Origin of the sequence: Brachyspira sp. G79 (genome assembly GCF_002379365.1) — a bacterium.
In the GTDB taxonomy this organism is placed as follows: domain Bacteria; phylum Spirochaetota; class Brachyspiria; order Brachyspirales; family Brachyspiraceae; genus Brachyspira.
The window spans coordinates 643,830-660,597 of record NZ_JQIU01000008.1; the positions used below are offsets into that span (position 1 = coordinate 643,830).

Annotated in this window: 12 protein-coding genes; 3 read left to right on the top strand and 9 right to left on the bottom strand. The window is 27.4% G+C overall.

From position 1 onward, the window contains the following. The first annotated feature begins 31 nt into the window (after positions 1-31). From KQ44_RS04240 to KQ44_RS04250, 3 genes are all read left to right on the top strand, one after another. Positions 32-700 carry a hypothetical protein gene (locus tag KQ44_RS04240; protein ID WP_096736367.1) on the top strand — a complete coding sequence of 223 codons (669 nt, stop codon included), beginning with the start codon at positions 32-34 and terminating at the stop codon, positions 698-700. Positions 701-800: 100 nt separating this feature from the next. Then, a complete protein-coding gene (locus KQ44_RS04245; protein WP_096736368.1) occupies positions 801-1,091 on the top strand; it encodes a hypothetical protein in 291 nt (96 codons plus the stop codon). Next, positions 1,088-1,405, top strand: a complete 318-nt coding sequence (locus KQ44_RS04250) for a hypothetical protein (protein WP_096736369.1) — start codon at positions 1,088-1,090, stop codon at positions 1,403-1,405. The genes KQ44_RS04245 and KQ44_RS04250 overlap by 4 nt, the downstream gene beginning before the upstream one ends. A gap of 414 nt (positions 1,406-1,819) precedes the next feature. Here KQ44_RS04250 and KQ44_RS14810 read toward each other — a convergent pair whose 3' ends face one another. From KQ44_RS14810 to KQ44_RS04290, 9 genes are all read right to left on the bottom strand, one after another. After that, positions 1,820-3,823, bottom strand: a complete 2,004-nt coding sequence (locus tag KQ44_RS14810; protein WP_240516475.1) for a DNA translocase FtsK — start codon at positions 3,821-3,823, stop codon at positions 1,820-1,822. Positions 3,824-4,298: 475 nt separating this feature from the next. Further along, complete coding sequence (locus KQ44_RS14815) at positions 4,299-5,450, bottom strand: DNA translocase FtsK 4TM domain-containing protein (protein WP_240516476.1); 1,152 nt, start codon at positions 5,448-5,450, stop codon at positions 4,299-4,301. A gap of 15 nt (positions 5,451-5,465) precedes the next feature. Then, on the bottom strand, positions 5,466-6,275 hold the full coding sequence (locus KQ44_RS04260; protein ID WP_096736370.1) for an undecaprenyl-diphosphate phosphatase: 810 nt from the start codon (positions 6,273-6,275) through the stop codon (positions 5,466-5,468). Between the two features lie 172 nt (positions 6,276-6,447). Then, positions 6,448-7,176 carry a hypothetical protein gene (locus KQ44_RS04265; protein ID WP_096736371.1) on the bottom strand — a complete coding sequence of 243 codons (729 nt, stop codon included), beginning with the start codon at positions 7,174-7,176 and terminating at the stop codon, positions 6,448-6,450. A gap of 134 nt (positions 7,177-7,310) precedes the next feature. Next, the gene (locus KQ44_RS04270; protein WP_205676547.1) at positions 7,311-14,288 is read right to left on the bottom strand and encodes a PD40 domain-containing protein; all 6,978 of its coding nucleotides are present in this window, start codon (positions 14,286-14,288) and stop codon (positions 7,311-7,313) included. A gap of 102 nt (positions 14,289-14,390) precedes the next feature. Beyond that, positions 14,391-14,723 (bottom strand): STAS domain-containing protein, encoded by a 333-nt coding sequence (locus KQ44_RS04275; RefSeq protein WP_096736372.1) that lies wholly within the window; start codon positions 14,721-14,723, stop codon positions 14,391-14,393. A 226-nt stretch (positions 14,724-14,949) separates the two neighbouring features. Next, entirely contained in the window at positions 14,950-15,468 is a 519-nt protein-coding gene (locus tag KQ44_RS04280; protein WP_096736373.1) for a hypothetical protein, read from the bottom strand. 8 nt (positions 15,469-15,476) lie between these two features. Then, positions 15,477-16,007: a hypothetical protein gene (locus tag KQ44_RS04285; protein WP_096736374.1), complete on the bottom strand. Its 531-nt coding sequence runs from the start codon at positions 16,005-16,007 to the stop codon at positions 15,477-15,479. A 216-nt stretch (positions 16,008-16,223) separates the two neighbouring features. Next, a partial coding sequence (locus KQ44_RS04290; protein WP_240516477.1) for a TetR/AcrR family transcriptional regulator C-terminal domain-containing protein occupies positions 16,224-16,768 on the bottom strand: 545 nt, incomplete at its 5' end.

The following is a 16,768-nucleotide window of genomic DNA, read 5'->3' on the forward strand; positions in this document are numbered from 1 at the left end:
GTTTATTGTAATTTTAAAAAAGGATATAAAAATGAAAAGAAAATTAATAATTACTATTTTGTTTACTTTTTTATTTTCATCTGCACTTTTTCCTGCATTTGAACTATCTTTAATTCCTAAATTTGGATTTCAAATTAATTTACCAAATGTAAACTCATCAAAATTTGGTATGAACTATTATAGAAGTTTAGAGTCAAAAGTAGATATTAATTTGCAGTTAGGATATAAGTTTAAGATTAATAATAATATATTGAACGGAATAAGTTTATTGTTTGATACAGGATTTGACGGAACTTTTATATCAATAAAAAATCCGTATAATTATCAGGTAAATAAAATAGATATATTTAGTTTATATACTGGAATAGGATTAAAATTTGAATTTCATAATTTTAAAAGTAATTTCATCTTACCTGAAAATATGACTTTAGGTATAGCCTCTGGAGCTAAATATGGAGTGCTTACAGGTGATAATTTAAATTTAAGCAGAATACCAATATCTGTTTATGCCAGATTAACTTTAGAAGAAAGATTCTATCAAACCGAAAAATACGCTTTTTTAGTATCTATTGATTTATTTTATGAATATATGTTCTTCAATAAAAATGACATTAATAAACTTTTTTATTCGTATGATGTAAAAAATTATCATTCTGTAGGATTTACTTTAGGTATAGGAATGATGTTTGGAAGCAAGTAAAATTTAATAATTAGTACTTTACAAACTTTAATATTTTTGTATAATATCAAGGTTTAACAACGATAAAATAATAAAAACAATAAATAATAGAGGTAATTAAATGTCTGTAAAATGTGTTTGGTGCGATAAAGAAATAGAAGAAGTACAAGGTCAGGCTACTATGGATACCTGCGATGAATGCGAAGATTTTTTTGAAGAGCATATTGATGATATATCAGCCTCTTTAAATGAACTTCTTAAAAAAAATGAAGCCTCGTCATCAAAACCTACAGAAAAAAAGGCATGGATAAGCTACTCACTTATAACAGCAATTCATATGCTAAGCTCCAAACCATATATAGAGTTTAAAGATTCTAAATATAAAGATTTAATTACAGATGATAAAAAATGAGAAAATTATATATAATAACCTTAATATTTTTTTGCTTTACTGTAAGTTTAACACCTAAATCATCAGAAAACTTTTACTGTGAATACTGCGGAAATAGGTTTAACTCTGTAAAAATACTAACATCACAAAACTGCATGCATCACCCAAACGGTAATTACAAAGGTAAACATAAACTTTATGAAGGAAGTGAAAAAGATGAATATACCTGCAAATATTGCGGAAACAAATACAAAACTTTAAAACAGCTTACATCTTCAAAATGCATACGTCACCCAAATGGCAATTATAAAGGCTATCATTCACCAGCACTATAATTTTTACTTCTGATATTTTATACTGAATCGATAAATAAAATAAATTATAATAGACTTGTTTCAAAAGTGCTTGATAAGATTATATATTAAAATTTAGTAATTTATCAATTATAAAAATAATGTTTTACATATTGTATAATTTATTATATTAATATATAAACATGCAGTCATTCTCTTGTCTACAGAACGCAGAGCATCTAAAAGAAGGGGGATTGACACGACTGTGAAGCCCCAATTATAATAAAAAAATACTAAATTAAAAATTATAGGTACTAGTAAATTGAGTTTTGAAACAAGTCTAATATAAAAACAATAAAATAAAAGACAAGAGAACTAATTTCTTAACTCTCCTGTCTTTTTAGATAGGTATAAACATGTATATAAATATTTGATAGTTTTTAAATCATTATAATATTATTCGTCTAAAGTAATTAAAACTTCTCTAGGCTTACTTCCATTTTCTGGTCCCACTATACCCTGACGCTCCATTATCTCTACTATTCTTGCAGCTCTATTATATCCTATTTTTAGACGTCTTTGTAAGAATGAAGCACTAGCCTTACCAGTTCTAGCAACTAACTGAACTGCATCCTCCCAAAGCTCTTCATCAAGTATATCCTCTTCATCAGAATTTTTATCATCAGCATCACTTCCATCTAAAGCAGCAATCAAGCTCTCATCAAACATAGGAGACATCTGTCCTGATAAATAATCAACAACTTTTTTAACTTCATTATCGGACACAAAAGCTCCCTGTACCCTATCAGGCATTTGACTTCCAGAAGCACAGAATAAAGCGTCCCCTTTACCTAGTAGCTGCTCAGCTCCAGACATATCAATTATAATTCTTGAGTTAGTTTTGTTAGGTACTTGGAATGCTATTCTAGTTGGTAGATTTGCCTTTATAACTCCAGTAACAACATCAGCAGAAGGTCTTTGAGTTGCTATTATCAAATGTATTCCAACCGCCCTACTCATTCCAGCCAAACGTGATATTAAGTCTTCAACTTCTTTTGAGGCTACAACCATCAAGTTATGAAGCTCATCTATAACAAGAACTATATATGGAAATAACTCTAAAGGCTCTCCATTAAATTCTGTTTCGCCTTCTTTTAATAATTGTCTAACCTTTTCATTATATGTCTTAACATTTCTTACAAAAAATCTCTCCATTCTCTCATATCTCTTTTCCATTATATCTACAATATATCTCAATACTATAGTAGCTTTCTTTTCATCAGATACTACAGGAGACATTAAATGAGGTATACCATTATATATAGAAAGCTCTACCCTCTTTTTATCTACAAATATAAACTTTAGTTCATCGGGTCTAAACTTATATAAAAGTGAAAGTATTATAGTAGATAGACAAACACTTTTACCAGAACCAGTAGTTCCAGCCACAAGTAAGTGAGGAGCTTCTGACATATCAGATATAACATTATTTCCATATATTCCTTTTCCAAGTACAAAAGGTATATCAAGTTTAGACTGTCTGAAATCGGAACTTTCTAATACATCTCTTAAAAAAACTGCATTTCTTACTTTATTAGGTATCTCTATTCCTATAACAGAACGTCCGGGTATTGGAGCTATTATTCTTACACTTTCAGAAGCTAATGCCAATGCTATATTATCAGTAAGATTTGATATTTTTGATACTCTTATACCAGAAGCTATTTCTAACTCATATCTTGTAATAACAGGACCTCTTGATACGCCAGTAACTTTTGCCTCTATATTAAAATCTAATAAAGTATGCTCAAGCTGCATAGCTGTTTGTTTTATAGATTCCATCATAGCACCGTCATTAACTGGTATAGATCTATTAAGCAAATCAAATGGGGGGTGTTTATAATGCTTATCAACATACTTTGTATCAAAATTTGACTGTATACGTTCGCTATCCATATTCCTTATATTTTTAGTACCAAGTATAACTTTTTTAGGTTTATTTAAAGTATCAACATTTTTTTGAGATTCCATATTGATGAAACCTGCTGTCTCTTCTTTTGGTGCATTATTTATCTCTGCATTATTTTCAAAAATATTATCTGATTTTTCTTTATCAGTATACTCATCAAACTTTTCTTCTATAATAGTTTCAATAGTTTTTGCATTATTTTCTTCTTTAGTATTATCATTAATATTTGAAGTCAAATTATCTTTGGAAGAATCTAAATATGTATCATTTAAATAATTATTTTCTTCTTCATAAGAAGTAGTTTTATTTACAGTTCTTGTTTTTAGTCTGATATCTTCTATACTGTCAGAATTATTATCAGCATTATAAAGTTCTTCTTCGTCCAAATCAAATTCATCTATTCTTCCATCAATACTATTATTGTATAAAGAATTATTATAATTTGGTATATGGTCTGCTCGGTTATATGCTCTTTTTGAAGCATATCCCATAGCAAATTCAAATACCTCTTTATTATTAGAATTTCTACTTTGAACATTAGAAATATATTTTTCTGATTCAATATTATCTTTTTTATTGTTTATAGTTTCTATTATATTATCTATATCAGCATTATATTCTAACTCTTTAATCTCTTTAATTCTTTTATTTTCTTTATTTTCTTCAACTAATCTTTGCAGTTTTTCAAAGCTATCCTCTTCTTCTCTATTAAAATTATTTTCTGTGCTAAAATTATTATCAAGAGCATCATTATAATAATTATTATTATAAATAAAGTCATCATCAAAATTTTCTATTTCTTTGGCTTTTACATACTGCTCTGATACATTGTACTTAGCATAATTGTTAACAGAATCATCATAAGCAGCCCTCTTAAAATCAGACTTTCTTAAATAATTTATATTATAGTCAAGTCCTTCAAATATTTCATTATCTTCAATGTTATTGTTACTATCTTCTATTTCATCATTTTTTTTTATTTATTATATCATTATAATACTCTCTATAAAAATTATCTTCTCTCTCCATACTGCTTTCATATGTATTATTAACTCTATTAGCTCTATCTCTTCCAAATACTGCCTCAGCTAAAGTTAATCCTAAATCTTCTTCCTTAGTTTCCATAGTATTTACATTTATTCCGCCAAATCTATGATTTTTTAATTCTGATACAATACTGTCTATATCTTTGCTTTCTTTAGAGGTTCTTTTAAAGAAATTATCATATAAATTATTAGAAACATTATTTTTATGTAAAAATTTCTCTCTGTATCTTTTTTCATCAAAATCATTAACTTTTTCTATAAAAGGTATACTCTTTAATTCTAATTCTGAAACTTCTTTTGTGTAAAATAAAGGAAGATAATCTTTTGTATATGATTTACTGCCGCTTGAATTATTTTCATTGATTTGATTATTTGTAATAGTGTAATCATGTTTCATATTTTTCATCTCAAAATCTTTTATTCCATCAACAACTTTTTTTTCTATAACCTTTACGTTTTTAAACATATCTATTAAATAATTAACTAAATCCATTATAGAAACTTTAGCAAATATTATAGCTGTTATTAAGAAAGCTGATAATACTATCATAACCGCACCAGTCTTTCCAAACAATGATACTAAAGAGCCTCCTATAAACTCTCCCATCATACCGCCCTTATTATAAAAATCCAAATTTCCTAAAAATATATTTAATAATATGCTTAACAGAATCATTAATATGGATGATGATAAAGCAGAAACTAATATTTTATCAGTAGAATTTTTTAATATAATATTAACTCCAGCATACATAAAAAATGCAGGTATTACATAAGAAGAAAAACCAAAAGCTAAAAATGAATAAGCAGATATATAAGCCCCAAATATTCCAAGCAAATTCCTAACTTCTTTTCCAGAATTCAAATCTTCCATGTTCATACTAAAATATGATAAAAGCAGTATACCAGCAAATAGAATACATAAAAATCCTGCTATATCAAAGAATATATTTCTGTTTTCATAAGTTTCTTCATAATCATCATCAAAATTATCTGATGTATGTTTTTTATTTGCATTTCTTATTTCAGCTCTTTTTTGTATTGCTAATTTTCTTTTAAATAATCCAAACATAATAAAACTCCAATACTACAAACCCATAAAATAAACTAAAACGGCAATTCCAACTATCATACAGTAAAAACCGAAGTAGAAAAGTTTGCCCTTCTTTAAAAATGTCATTAAAAATTTTAATGCTATAATACCAAAAACAAATGCTGTGATAAATCCAACCAAAGCATAAGTCATATTAAAATCTGCCAAATCCTTTATTGATAAAAGTAATGCCCCAAATATTGCAGGAAGTGATATCAAAAAAGAAAATCTTCCAGCCCAATCTCTGTTTAATCCTATGAATAATGCTATACTTATAGTCATACCAGATCTTGAAATACCAGGAAAAACTGCTATTGCCTGAGCTAATCCTATTATAAAGGCATTATAATAGCTCATAGTAAATACATCTTTTGTATCATTACTGTAGGTATTCTTATCAAACTTTCTAGTTAGAAGCAATATAGAACCTGTTATAACAAGATTAAGACCTATTCTCTCTATTTCTAAATTACTTAAATATTCCTCTAAAGGAAGTCCTACTACGGCAACAGGTATAGAAGCTATTATAACCATTAATGATGTTCTAAAACCTTCATTATTTTTGCTTGAATTTTTAACATCTTTTAGCCCTAAAAAAAATCCTCTTATAGCTTTAATAATATCTTTATGAAATATTATACAGGTGGCTAAAAAAGTTCCAAAATGCAAAGCTACTTCAAATGATAATATGTTTTCTGCATGAAACTTAAGAAAATATTCTGCTATTCTCAAATGCCCAGAACTGGATACTGGTAAAAATTCAGTTATAGCCTGTATAAAACCTAATATTACAGCTTTAATCATTAAACTACCCCATTTGTTTACATAATACTGAGATAATTTTCGGATAGTTTAAAAAAAACAATATAAAAAAATTATGTAAACTGATTTATGATAACCAAAAAAATAGGCCTGCCTTAAATTAAGACAAGCCTATATACTATTTATGAGTGATATATGAATTTATTATATAGAATTAATTATCTACTAAATATAAACTTATTTGTCCGCCTATATCAACAGCACCGAAATCATTTTTAGAAAATCTAGCATCATTAACAGTACCAGGACCAAAATCATATCCTGCATAAATACCTATACCTAAAGCAGTTTCATCGCTAAAGTAAAATAAATAATCTAATGTAAGTTTAACATAAGGAATAACTGACATTTTATATTTATTTTTTATATCGCTTAAATTATAATAATAATTAACCTTCTCAAATTGACTGTATGTTGTATTATAATTTTGAGTTGACTCTCCTCCAGCCAAAGGAATTTTTACTCCAGCCCCAAAACCAATGAAAAAACTTTTTATATTAAATTTAGGAAGTATACCTATAGTTAATGTATCAAAATAATATGTAGTTTTTACATTTTGAAACTGACCTGCTGCTCCTGCTGCTTTACTTTCATTATATGCATAAACATCTCTATGATATGCTATGTCTAATGATAAAGAAAACCCCATGTAATTATCAAATCCATTATATATTCCCGGAGTTATTCCAACACCCCATTCAAAAGCAGCTCCAGTAGTAAGTTTGCCGTCATTATTATTAACACCTAGTTTATAATCCTGATAGCTTTGAGAAATGGATGCTCCTAATGGAACATACAAACCTATACCTGCATTAAAATCGGCAAAAGCTGTTTGAATTTGAATTATAAAAACACTAATAATTGCAAGAAATATCTTTTTCATAAATACGCCCCTTTCTTGATTGGTTATATTTATATTATAATACATTGTAAATAAAATGTCAAGAAAAAGTAAATATTTTTTACTAAAAAAGTATATTTTTTAAGATAAGGTAAAATAAGGTAAATATTATTTATCTATTTTTCACCTTTAGGTATACCCGGAAGTATATAGTCAAACAATGCATAATTGGCAATGTAAAGCGTATCTCTATCGCTAGTATTTATAGTATTAACGCTCACTCTATTAGTTTTTATAAATCTGTAAGCATCAATAATACCATTATCAAATCTTTCATATAAATACTTCATTACAGTATAATAGTCTCCTGCACTGTTGTTAGCATAAGTAAACATAAGTTTTGTATCATTTCTGGCAGTCAAATACATAAATATATCAGCATTTCTAGCAGGGGATAAGAAAATATCCTCTTTATCAAAAGGTTTATTTATATTGGTATCTATTCCTATATAATGTATTAATGGTATATTTCCATTAGGATTAGTAAATTTCTGAACCGCTGAAGTTTCTAAAGAGGTATAGAAATTAGTTTCAGTATTTAATTTAATTTTAGGTTTTCCCACATTAAGTACATAGCTAGGAGAATACTCTAACTCTCTTATCTTAACAACATCATTACTTCTGAAAGAATTTAAATATGCAAAAGGCACTGTAAATAAATTAGCATAAGAACCTGTTATATATATTCTCTGAACTCTCTGAGCATCTTTAATAATATCCGATGATAACATTCCGCTTTCAATAGATTTTAAAGCCGTTCTTCTATCTCTAGCTTTAGCAGCATTTGTAAAACTTTCCAAATATCCGCTAAGTTTTTTCATATCAATAAGACTCGATTTTTTTACTTCGCTGTCCCCTACGACATAACTATAAGCAGTATATTTATTATTTTCATAAGCATAGAATATAAACATAGTATTAGTACTTTCATTAGAAAATATATCATAAGCATTTGCTATATTTTTATCAAAGTCACTCTCTGGAACACGTATTTTATTTAATAGTCCGTATATATAAGCAGAATTAGTCTTATATAGTGAATAGAATCTGTCAGCAAATGAAGATACTGTTTCTGTTTCAAATACATACTGATTGCCGTATATATAATTCATAGTAGTAAATATATCGCTTTCATTTGTTACAGAAGTATCAAGTATTGTATTAGCAACTGTTAATACTTCATTTGTGTTTTGCATTCTATTAAGGAAATTAGTTACAGTATCAATAGGAGTTTTAGCATATATCAAATCATAAAGTACAGCAACTTCCAAAATCTTTTCTTTGTTATCTCCGTTAACTCTGTTTGCTATATAATTTAAATACCTTACACATTCATCAGGATTGTCTTTGGCTTTTAAGAATCTTGATAATGTTCTAGGAGTAAAGTATTCATCTACCAAACTATAATTATTGTTAGTATAAAGATACACAAAATGCAATGCTCTATTTGCCCCTTTTACAGCTCCGTCTTCACCCATTCTTCTATACACTGGAAGCATTGACTTAATAAATTTATAAGCATTAGAATCACTTATATTGCTGTATGAAGATGCAAAGAATTTATATCCTTCTTCTGAAAATAAATAAGCAGTATTAGTATCTTTTGCCGCATATCTGTCTTCAACAATAGTCGCATAATTAAACATTTTTTCATCATCACTTTGAGAATAGGCAATAACATTAGACATCATAGAAATACTAGGATTTTCAGTATTGGCATATGAAGTATAAAGTCTTGTTTTAAAATTATAAGCTGCATTCGATAATGAAGTCATACTATAATCAGGTTTTCCATATATAGTGTATAAATTATTATCATAGCCTCTCATAGCAGTTTCTAAAGAATTAGTTGATAATTTTCTAAAGTAATTAGTATAGAACATTATCCTTGAATCTCTTCCATTGTTACCTACTACTAATGCTATATTATTAATATTTCTCAATACTCTTCTGTTTTTATCAAAAGTTTCTTTATCACTATAAACTATATAGAGATTTTTACTCATGATATTAGATATATCAGAGCCGCTAGCACCTGTTATATCTACAATCAAAGGAACATAAGAATTAGTAGCAATATCTTTTAATTCTATAAATCTAAAGTTTCCTCTTCTTCGTCTGTTTGTAGAAACCGTATTATTTGTAGTATAATTTGTTTCTGATAAATTAGTTTCAGCAGTATTATAAGCTGCATTCATAGCAAGAGTATTTCTTCTGTACTCATAATTATTTGTCTCTTTGATATTATAACTATAGGCAGCAGAGTTTGTATTGCTCATCATACTCATACTGCTGTTTATTTCTTTTTCAGCACTTCTAGTAGTTCTGTAGAATGAAATCAATTTAGTATCTATATAAGCAGTTTTTGCAGGAAGCATATATTCTGTAGAATCATATAATTCCCTTACAAATATATTTTTATTACTTATAATAATTGGTCTAAAACCTATATGAGTAACATAGTTTTTAGTTTTAGGCATAGCATTACTTTGCAAATAGAATGAAGTTTTTCCATTTTCTCTTACAAATCTATATCCGAAGAAAGTATCCCAAATTAAAGTTTCATCTTTACGCATAGATTTGTCTATATCTGCAGGCTTAACATCACATATAACAATAGGCTCTATTGGAGTATTAGAAAATCTTTTTATAGCTTCTTTTTCATAATTAGCAATTTCTTTAAGAGCAGCAGCTTCTGTTTTACTGTCATAAGGAGTTGCAACAGCGTCTAAATATCTTTGATAAGCATAAAGAGCATTCTCATAAAGTTTATAATATTCTCTAAGATAATAATTATTTTCGCCTAATGTATATAGTCTTCTATCCAAAAACTTTCTTCGCATATCAATAGCATCAAACATAGCAAGTATATTAAGACTGGCATCTGGATATTTATCTTGTAAGAACTCTATAACTTTACGTTTTGCTTGTATTAATATAAAGTTATTATCTTCTACAAATGTTATCATAAATACGCTTTCGCTTATTCTCTGAAGTATCCTAAATACATACTGCACAGGATAATCAAGACTATCTGGATATCTATTTCTATATTTGGTGCTGAAATCAATTAAAGTAGTAAGTATAGCAATCTCCTCAACAGCAAAAGCTGAAGCCTGAGCCTTTGAAAACGCTGACATATACTCTCTTGCAGCCTCCTCTATATATCCTGCAAGTTCATAAGCCTTAGCCAAATTATATCTTACAATTATTTCAGTTTTTAAATCTACTGGGAAATTAGAATTAGAAGAAAGAATATATTTATATCTGTCAATGGCATCTTTAAGCATTGTAAGTCTTTGAACATTTATATCATAATCCGTCATATCTGTAGGGTCATCATTGTTTGTTCTTTTATACTCTATGCTGTTATCTGCAGTAAGTTTGAATGCCATTATATATTGGAATGCCGCTATATGAGAATATAATAATAATCTATCTTTGGTACTAACTGCATTATTAGTAGATAATACTTTAAGAGTTTTTGTAGTATTAAATAATTCTATAAAAAATTCCTTTTTAATAGAAGTTAAATCATTTTCTGACAAATATCTTAAATATAAAGAGGATAAACTTAAATAGTTTTTAGCATCATTTTCAGCATTCTGATACTGAAGACTAGGATTATTTTCAAGAGTTTTAGGGTCTAATGTCTTTTGATATTCCTTTATAGAACTTTTAAATGACATTATAGAGTTTGACTGATCTCCTTGTCTGTAGTAAAGATATCCTTCATTATTAAAGTAAGTAGCAAGCATAAGAGGCTGTATAGATTCTTTAGGCTTATCCTTCATAACATAATTTCTATAAGATGATAAAGCCTCTCTAGCCTCAGAATATCTTCCCATTTTTTCATAAAGTTCCTGATATATAGAATAAAGCATCTGCTGCTTATCAACATTCAAAGGCTCTCCTGGTATATATCCTCCGAAAGATGCAAGACCTAAATTTACTATATTAATGTTAGCTCCGTATAATGTTATACTTACATAATTTGGAGTGTAAACTGAAGAATCCAAACTATCAATCTGTGCCTTTACGCTATCACAGTATGCTAAAGCATTATTATAATCTTCTAATTTTAAATAACATGCAGCAAGTAAAAGCTGATTAAGTTCATTTTTATTAACATCATTTTCTGTAAGTTTATCTCTTTCAAGCAATGATTCTATAGCTTTTTCATAATCTTCCTGTTCAATAGCAGCTACAGAAGTATACCCTACTATTTTATATATACTCTCTTTATCCCCGAGTTTTTCAAATAATTTACGTGCAGTATCATATTCTCTGTATGCACCTTTTATATCATTATTCATCCAAAGAGAATAACCATAAAAGAAATGATACCAAGCTCTGCTTTTATCACTTCCTACCTGATTGAGTAGACTTTCAGCCTCTTTATATTCATTAACAGCATCAGAATATCTACCATTTATCAAATATGAATTGGCAAGCATTATAGAAACAATGTTAGGCTTAGTTTTTACTTTGCTTTTAGCCATTATCAATGCATCTATGATTTCAGAATCTAAATCAGCAGTTTGAAAGGCAAGCAAATTATAACCCATATATACATCATTTGTAATCGTATTATCTTTATAGGCAGGTACTAACTCTATTACGCTTTTATAGGTTTTAGTATCCTGAAGAACCTGCATTTTTAAAGCCTGAGCAAATGTTAACATCTCAGCTTTTTTTATATAATAATCTTCTTCATCTGGATATAAAAATATTGCAAAGTCAATATATGAAACTGCCTTATCAACTATAGCATTAAAAGATTTGTTTAAATACAAATAAAATCCGTCTTCACGTTTTTTATCACTTACAACATAACGTTCTTTACTATACTGTTTTGATAAAGCCATACCATAATATCTATTTGCCAAATAATAATATGCATTGGCAAGTTCTGCATGTGCCTCATGGTCAGAATATCTTGTACTTAAAATAGTTCTCTCCCTTTCATAAATAGTTCTTTCAAGAGAATCTATAGTACTGTAAGCTCTAAGTCCGCTCTCTATTACTCTGGCTGATGCGGTTGTATCATTAGGTGAATATTTTAATACTTCATTATAATTGTCATAAGCTACAGCATATCTGCCCTGATTATAAGCATCATCTGCCAATGATTTATAATAGCTTGATAATTTACTTTTACAATCTTCTGCCTCATAAGTTGATTCAAAGTTTTTACCACCAGAAGTTAAAGCATTCTTTAATAAAGCATAAGCTCCGTCATCGTTTTGAGCTAAAAGCACCTTTGCATTTCCATAATATCCCAAAGCAAGCATTATATCATTTTTAGACTCTGTATAAGGTACAAATAAGTTAGTAGCCTCTTCATAATTCCTTGAGAGTATAAGTCCGTCTAAGTATATAAGTCTAGCAGCTGCTGATAGAGGTGCATAAGGGTGGGCATTATCTATTATAATGTTATAAGATATCTTTGTATCTCTTATAAAACTTTTAGCAATATCTAATCTGTCTGAAAATAACAAATCTTTTCTTTTATAAGGAACATTATACATATCTTCATCTTCAGGATATTTATAACCGTTATCTTCAACAGAATGTGCATATAATTTTGCTGCTAACATATATAAATCTTTGCTTATATTCAAATTTATTAAGTTATTAAGTATAAGCAATGTATCTCTATCAGAATTGTTATTTTTATATTTCTCATTGGCTGATATATATCCAGCCCAGCCAAGCAAATTAGTAATATCTAAATTTTTAAAATTCTTATTTGTTGCAAAAAAATCATTAGTATAAAAATCTAAATTGAATATATTTTCATTAGTATAAAAATTTGTGTATATTCTTGAAGTTAAAAATCCTACAAATGTATTAGAATATTCCTGTGTAAGCGTATTTTTGGCTTTATTGTATTCATTTATATTATTATTTGTATATGATGATATCATTATATTAAAATATGCTTTGGCAACATTTCCCGCATCATCTTCGAAAGGAAAATATTCAGAAAATCTATCTATAGCATCAACTTTTCTATCATAAGGAAGCTCAACAAAGCTATCATACATAGTTTGAGAATTATCATCTTTTATAAAATACTCTTTTGTAGAGCCCATTGTTACTATACTTGTTCCATCTTCGCTTACAACATAAGTACCTACCAAAGCAGAAGGATAAGCAACATTAAAAGTCGTTAATTGAGTATCTTCGGATAATACATATGCCTGATGTGTTGTAAGAGAATATGACATCAAACGCCTTTTATCATAGTATGTTAAATTTCCGTCTCTGTCAGAATCTTTTTCTATTTCAAAAAATATTATAGTATCATCATTATAAAAAGTAGGATTAAATTTAAATGTTTTTGTAGAAGTAAGAATTGTTAAATTAGTTTGCTCATTAGTGCTTGGAATAAAATCATATATAGCTAATTGAGAATAAGGCTCCCCTATTTTTGAAGTTATAAATGCTATTTTACTGTCATCAAAAGAAAAAGCAGGAGAGCTGGCTTCTATATCTGATAATTTTCTTACATCTTTACCATTATTTTTCATAGTAAAGAGTTTTTTAATGCCAGCGTCTCTGTCAGATACAAAAGCTATCATATTTCCTCTATGAGATATCACAGGATCAACATCATAGCCTTTATAATCTGTGAGTCTTATAATACTTTGTTCTAAATTTTCTAAATTATTTTTTGAAGTTCTTATACCAACAAGATTAACTAGTTTATAAGCATATATATCACCAAAAGCATCATCTCTGGTAGAAGAAAATACTACATATTTTGATTTATCATCAACAGAAACAGAAGTATCTATACCAGGACTTCTAGTTAATCTAAAGGTTTCTAAGGTATATGAATCTATAGCAAAAATATCTGTATTTCCTGCATTTTCTCTTGCATAATATACCCAAGTACCCTCTCTGTCTATTACAGCATCTAAAGCTGGATTTACTTCACCTGAAGTAAGAGAATATCTTTTGTATTCTCTTAAAAAAGGTCTGCTGCTAAATACAGAATCAGAATTCTTCTGACTAGATGCACAGGCAAATAGTATAAAAGAAAATAATATTAGTAATTTTAATTTTATATAATACTTTAACTTCATAAAATGTTTCTACTCTATATATTTAATAGTAATATAATATTAATTATACAACTTATACAAGCATTATACAAAAAATACAAATAAAAATCAATGTAAAAAAAATTAGAATGAAGCTACAGCATCATCTACTGACTCATAAACTTCAAACAAATCTTCTAATTCAACTGTTTTTAATATTTTTTTAATAATATCTGGCACACAGGCTAATACTAACCTTCCATTTTTATCTTTAATCTTTCTCATTATAGAAATAAATACTCTGATACCGCTTGAACTTAAATATTCAATTCCTGATAGTTCCAAAATTAGAAAATGACTTCCAGATTCAACTAGCTGCTCTAACTCTGCTTCTATAGATACAGATAAATTAACATCTAATTTTCCAACCAAGCTAACAACTTTAACATTACCTTTATCATCTATGTTTAAACTCATAATTTCTCCTTTTTTGTAAATTTATTTTAAATATAACAAATAAAAAATTTTATTCAATATAAATTATAATAACAAGATATAAAGCAATATTGTAATATGGATTTTTAAAATTAAAAAAATTATATGCTAACTTCTCATACATTTATAGAAATACATAATAATTATACTTTTAATACGCTAATAATTTTTATTTCAGCCTTATAGTATTTAATAAAATTAATTTATTTTAAGATAAACTTCCTATCATAGCCTTTTTTTCCCAATTAATATCAGAGGCAGTAGGATAAGGAAATGCAGACCACTTTATATTTTTTTTGGCCACCCATACTTCTTTAGACTGAAAAACTCCATTAGTTTTCATCCAGTTATTGAGTTTATTATAATATGAGGATTTATAAGCATAGGTATAATATAATTTATTATTTTCAACAATATATCCTTCCATAAATGTTACTTTTACAGAAGGATACCCAGAAAAAACTAACATAAATTTATTTAAATAATCAGTATTACTGTAAACGGCCATATTATCATATTTTGCTTTTATAAAATTTAATTTTTTTTTGCCGCCTATAATCAATTCAGCATCTTCTTTAAATAAATAGCTCTTATCAGCATCTTTAACTGTCTTATTTTGAACTAATCTAACCCAAGCATTATCATAAGATATTACACTTTTATGATTGATAAAAAATAAAACTATAATAACTAATAATATAACTAATATAATAAAAACATACTGCATTATATTCTTTAATACAATTCTCCAGCATATTCACCTTCTGCCCAATTCACATCTTCAGGCTGAGGTACTGGATATGATGACCAATCAGCATCAGAATTGGCAACCCATCTTTCATTGGTGTAAGTAGAATTAGATTTTTTCCAAGAATCTAATTTTCCCTGATAACTTCTTATATATTTTGAATATCTCATTATCTTACCACCTTCTATAGAATAACCTTCTACAAGATTAACACCTAAAGCTGGAGCATTATCATAAAACATAGATATAGGAACTTGATGAGTATAATATGCATGTGTATCAGATCTTGCTCCCATAAATTTGTACATCTTTATTAAAAAAATAGGCGATCTTCCAGATACTAATTCTAAATCACCTCCTGGTCTTCCTTCATATAAAGCACCTTTCATATCTATCGTTTTTCTAAATATAAAATTAGCCCAGTTCTTTGAATAATCACTCTCTTTAGTTATATTTTGTGCATTTAATAAATTAAAAGAAAGTACAAACAATGATATTAAGATAATTATTTTCTTCATAATATAAATATCTCCTATTCTTCATATATAAATAAATCAAATTAATTATATAAAAGTAAAAAAATTATTTTATTTTTTATATTATCGACAAATGTATACTTTTTCATAATATATTTTGAATAATTATTTATAATAGACAGCAAATCAGATTTTTATTGTATAAAATGAAAATTTCCTTAATTTTAAATATTATAGATTATATACTAAATTTATATTTTATTCAGAAAATACTCTCTGCATAATAATATCAGAAATATATACAGCCAAATCTTCTACCGATATAAAGCAGTCATTTAAAATCCAATCAGTAAGAACAGATATGAAAGCTCCTGAATAAAAACTTCCCATTATTCTTACAACATTTTCTTTATCTGGTCTTATTGTTTTGAAATCCTTTATACCTTCAATTACATAAGAGGCTAAATATTCTCTCAATATTTTAGTAATACTTCCATCTTTATTATTTTGAAATATTATCTTTAAATACTTTCTATTAAGATAAAAATATTGAAGTATTTTTTCCATTATATCAACATGTTCATCTTTTAATTTATTTTCTATTTTGTATCTATTTAGGTCTTCCAAAAACTTGGCTTCATATTCATCTAATTTTGATTTTAATAGTTCATATTTATCATTATAATAAGTGTAAAAAGTACTTCTGTGCATATTAGCTTTTGCACAAATATCAATTACTCTAATATCTTCAAAAGGCTTTTCTTCTAGTAAAAGCCCTAATGAATCTTCGAGTATTTTTTTTG

Coding starts and splice junctions, on each gene's coding strand:
- KQ44_RS04240 (WP_096736367.1), top strand. CDS start 32: ATGAAAAGAAAATTAATAATTACTATTTTGTTTACTTTTTTATTTTCA.
- KQ44_RS04245 (WP_096736368.1), top strand. CDS start 801: ATGTCTGTAAAATGTGTTTGGTGCGATAAAGAAATAGAAGAAGTACAA.
- KQ44_RS04250 (WP_096736369.1), top strand. CDS start 1,088: ATGAGAAAATTATATATAATAACCTTAATATTTTTTTGCTTTACTGTA.
- KQ44_RS14810 (WP_240516475.1), bottom strand. CDS start 3,823: ATGGGATATGCTTCAAAAAGAGCATATAACCGAGCAGACCATATACCA.
- KQ44_RS14815 (WP_240516476.1), bottom strand. CDS start 5,450: ATGTTTGGATTATTTAAAAGAAAATTAGCAATACAAAAAAGAGCTGAA.
- KQ44_RS04260 (WP_096736370.1), bottom strand. CDS start 6,275: ATGATTAAAGCTGTAATATTAGGTTTTATACAGGCTATAACTGAATTT.
- KQ44_RS04265 (WP_096736371.1), bottom strand. CDS start 7,176: ATGAAAAAGATATTTCTTGCAATTATTAGTGTTTTTATAATTCAAATT.
- KQ44_RS04270 (WP_205676547.1), bottom strand. CDS start 14,288: ATGAAGTTAAAGTATTATATAAAATTAAAATTACTAATATTATTTTCT.
- KQ44_RS04275 (WP_096736372.1), bottom strand. CDS start 14,723: ATGAGTTTAAACATAGATGATAAAGGTAATGTTAAAGTTGTTAGCTTG.
- KQ44_RS04280 (WP_096736373.1), bottom strand. CDS start 15,468: ATGCAGTATGTTTTTATTATATTAGTTATATTATTAGTTATTATAGTT.
- KQ44_RS04285 (WP_096736374.1), bottom strand. CDS start 16,007: ATGAAGAAAATAATTATCTTAATATCATTGTTTGTACTTTCTTTTAAT.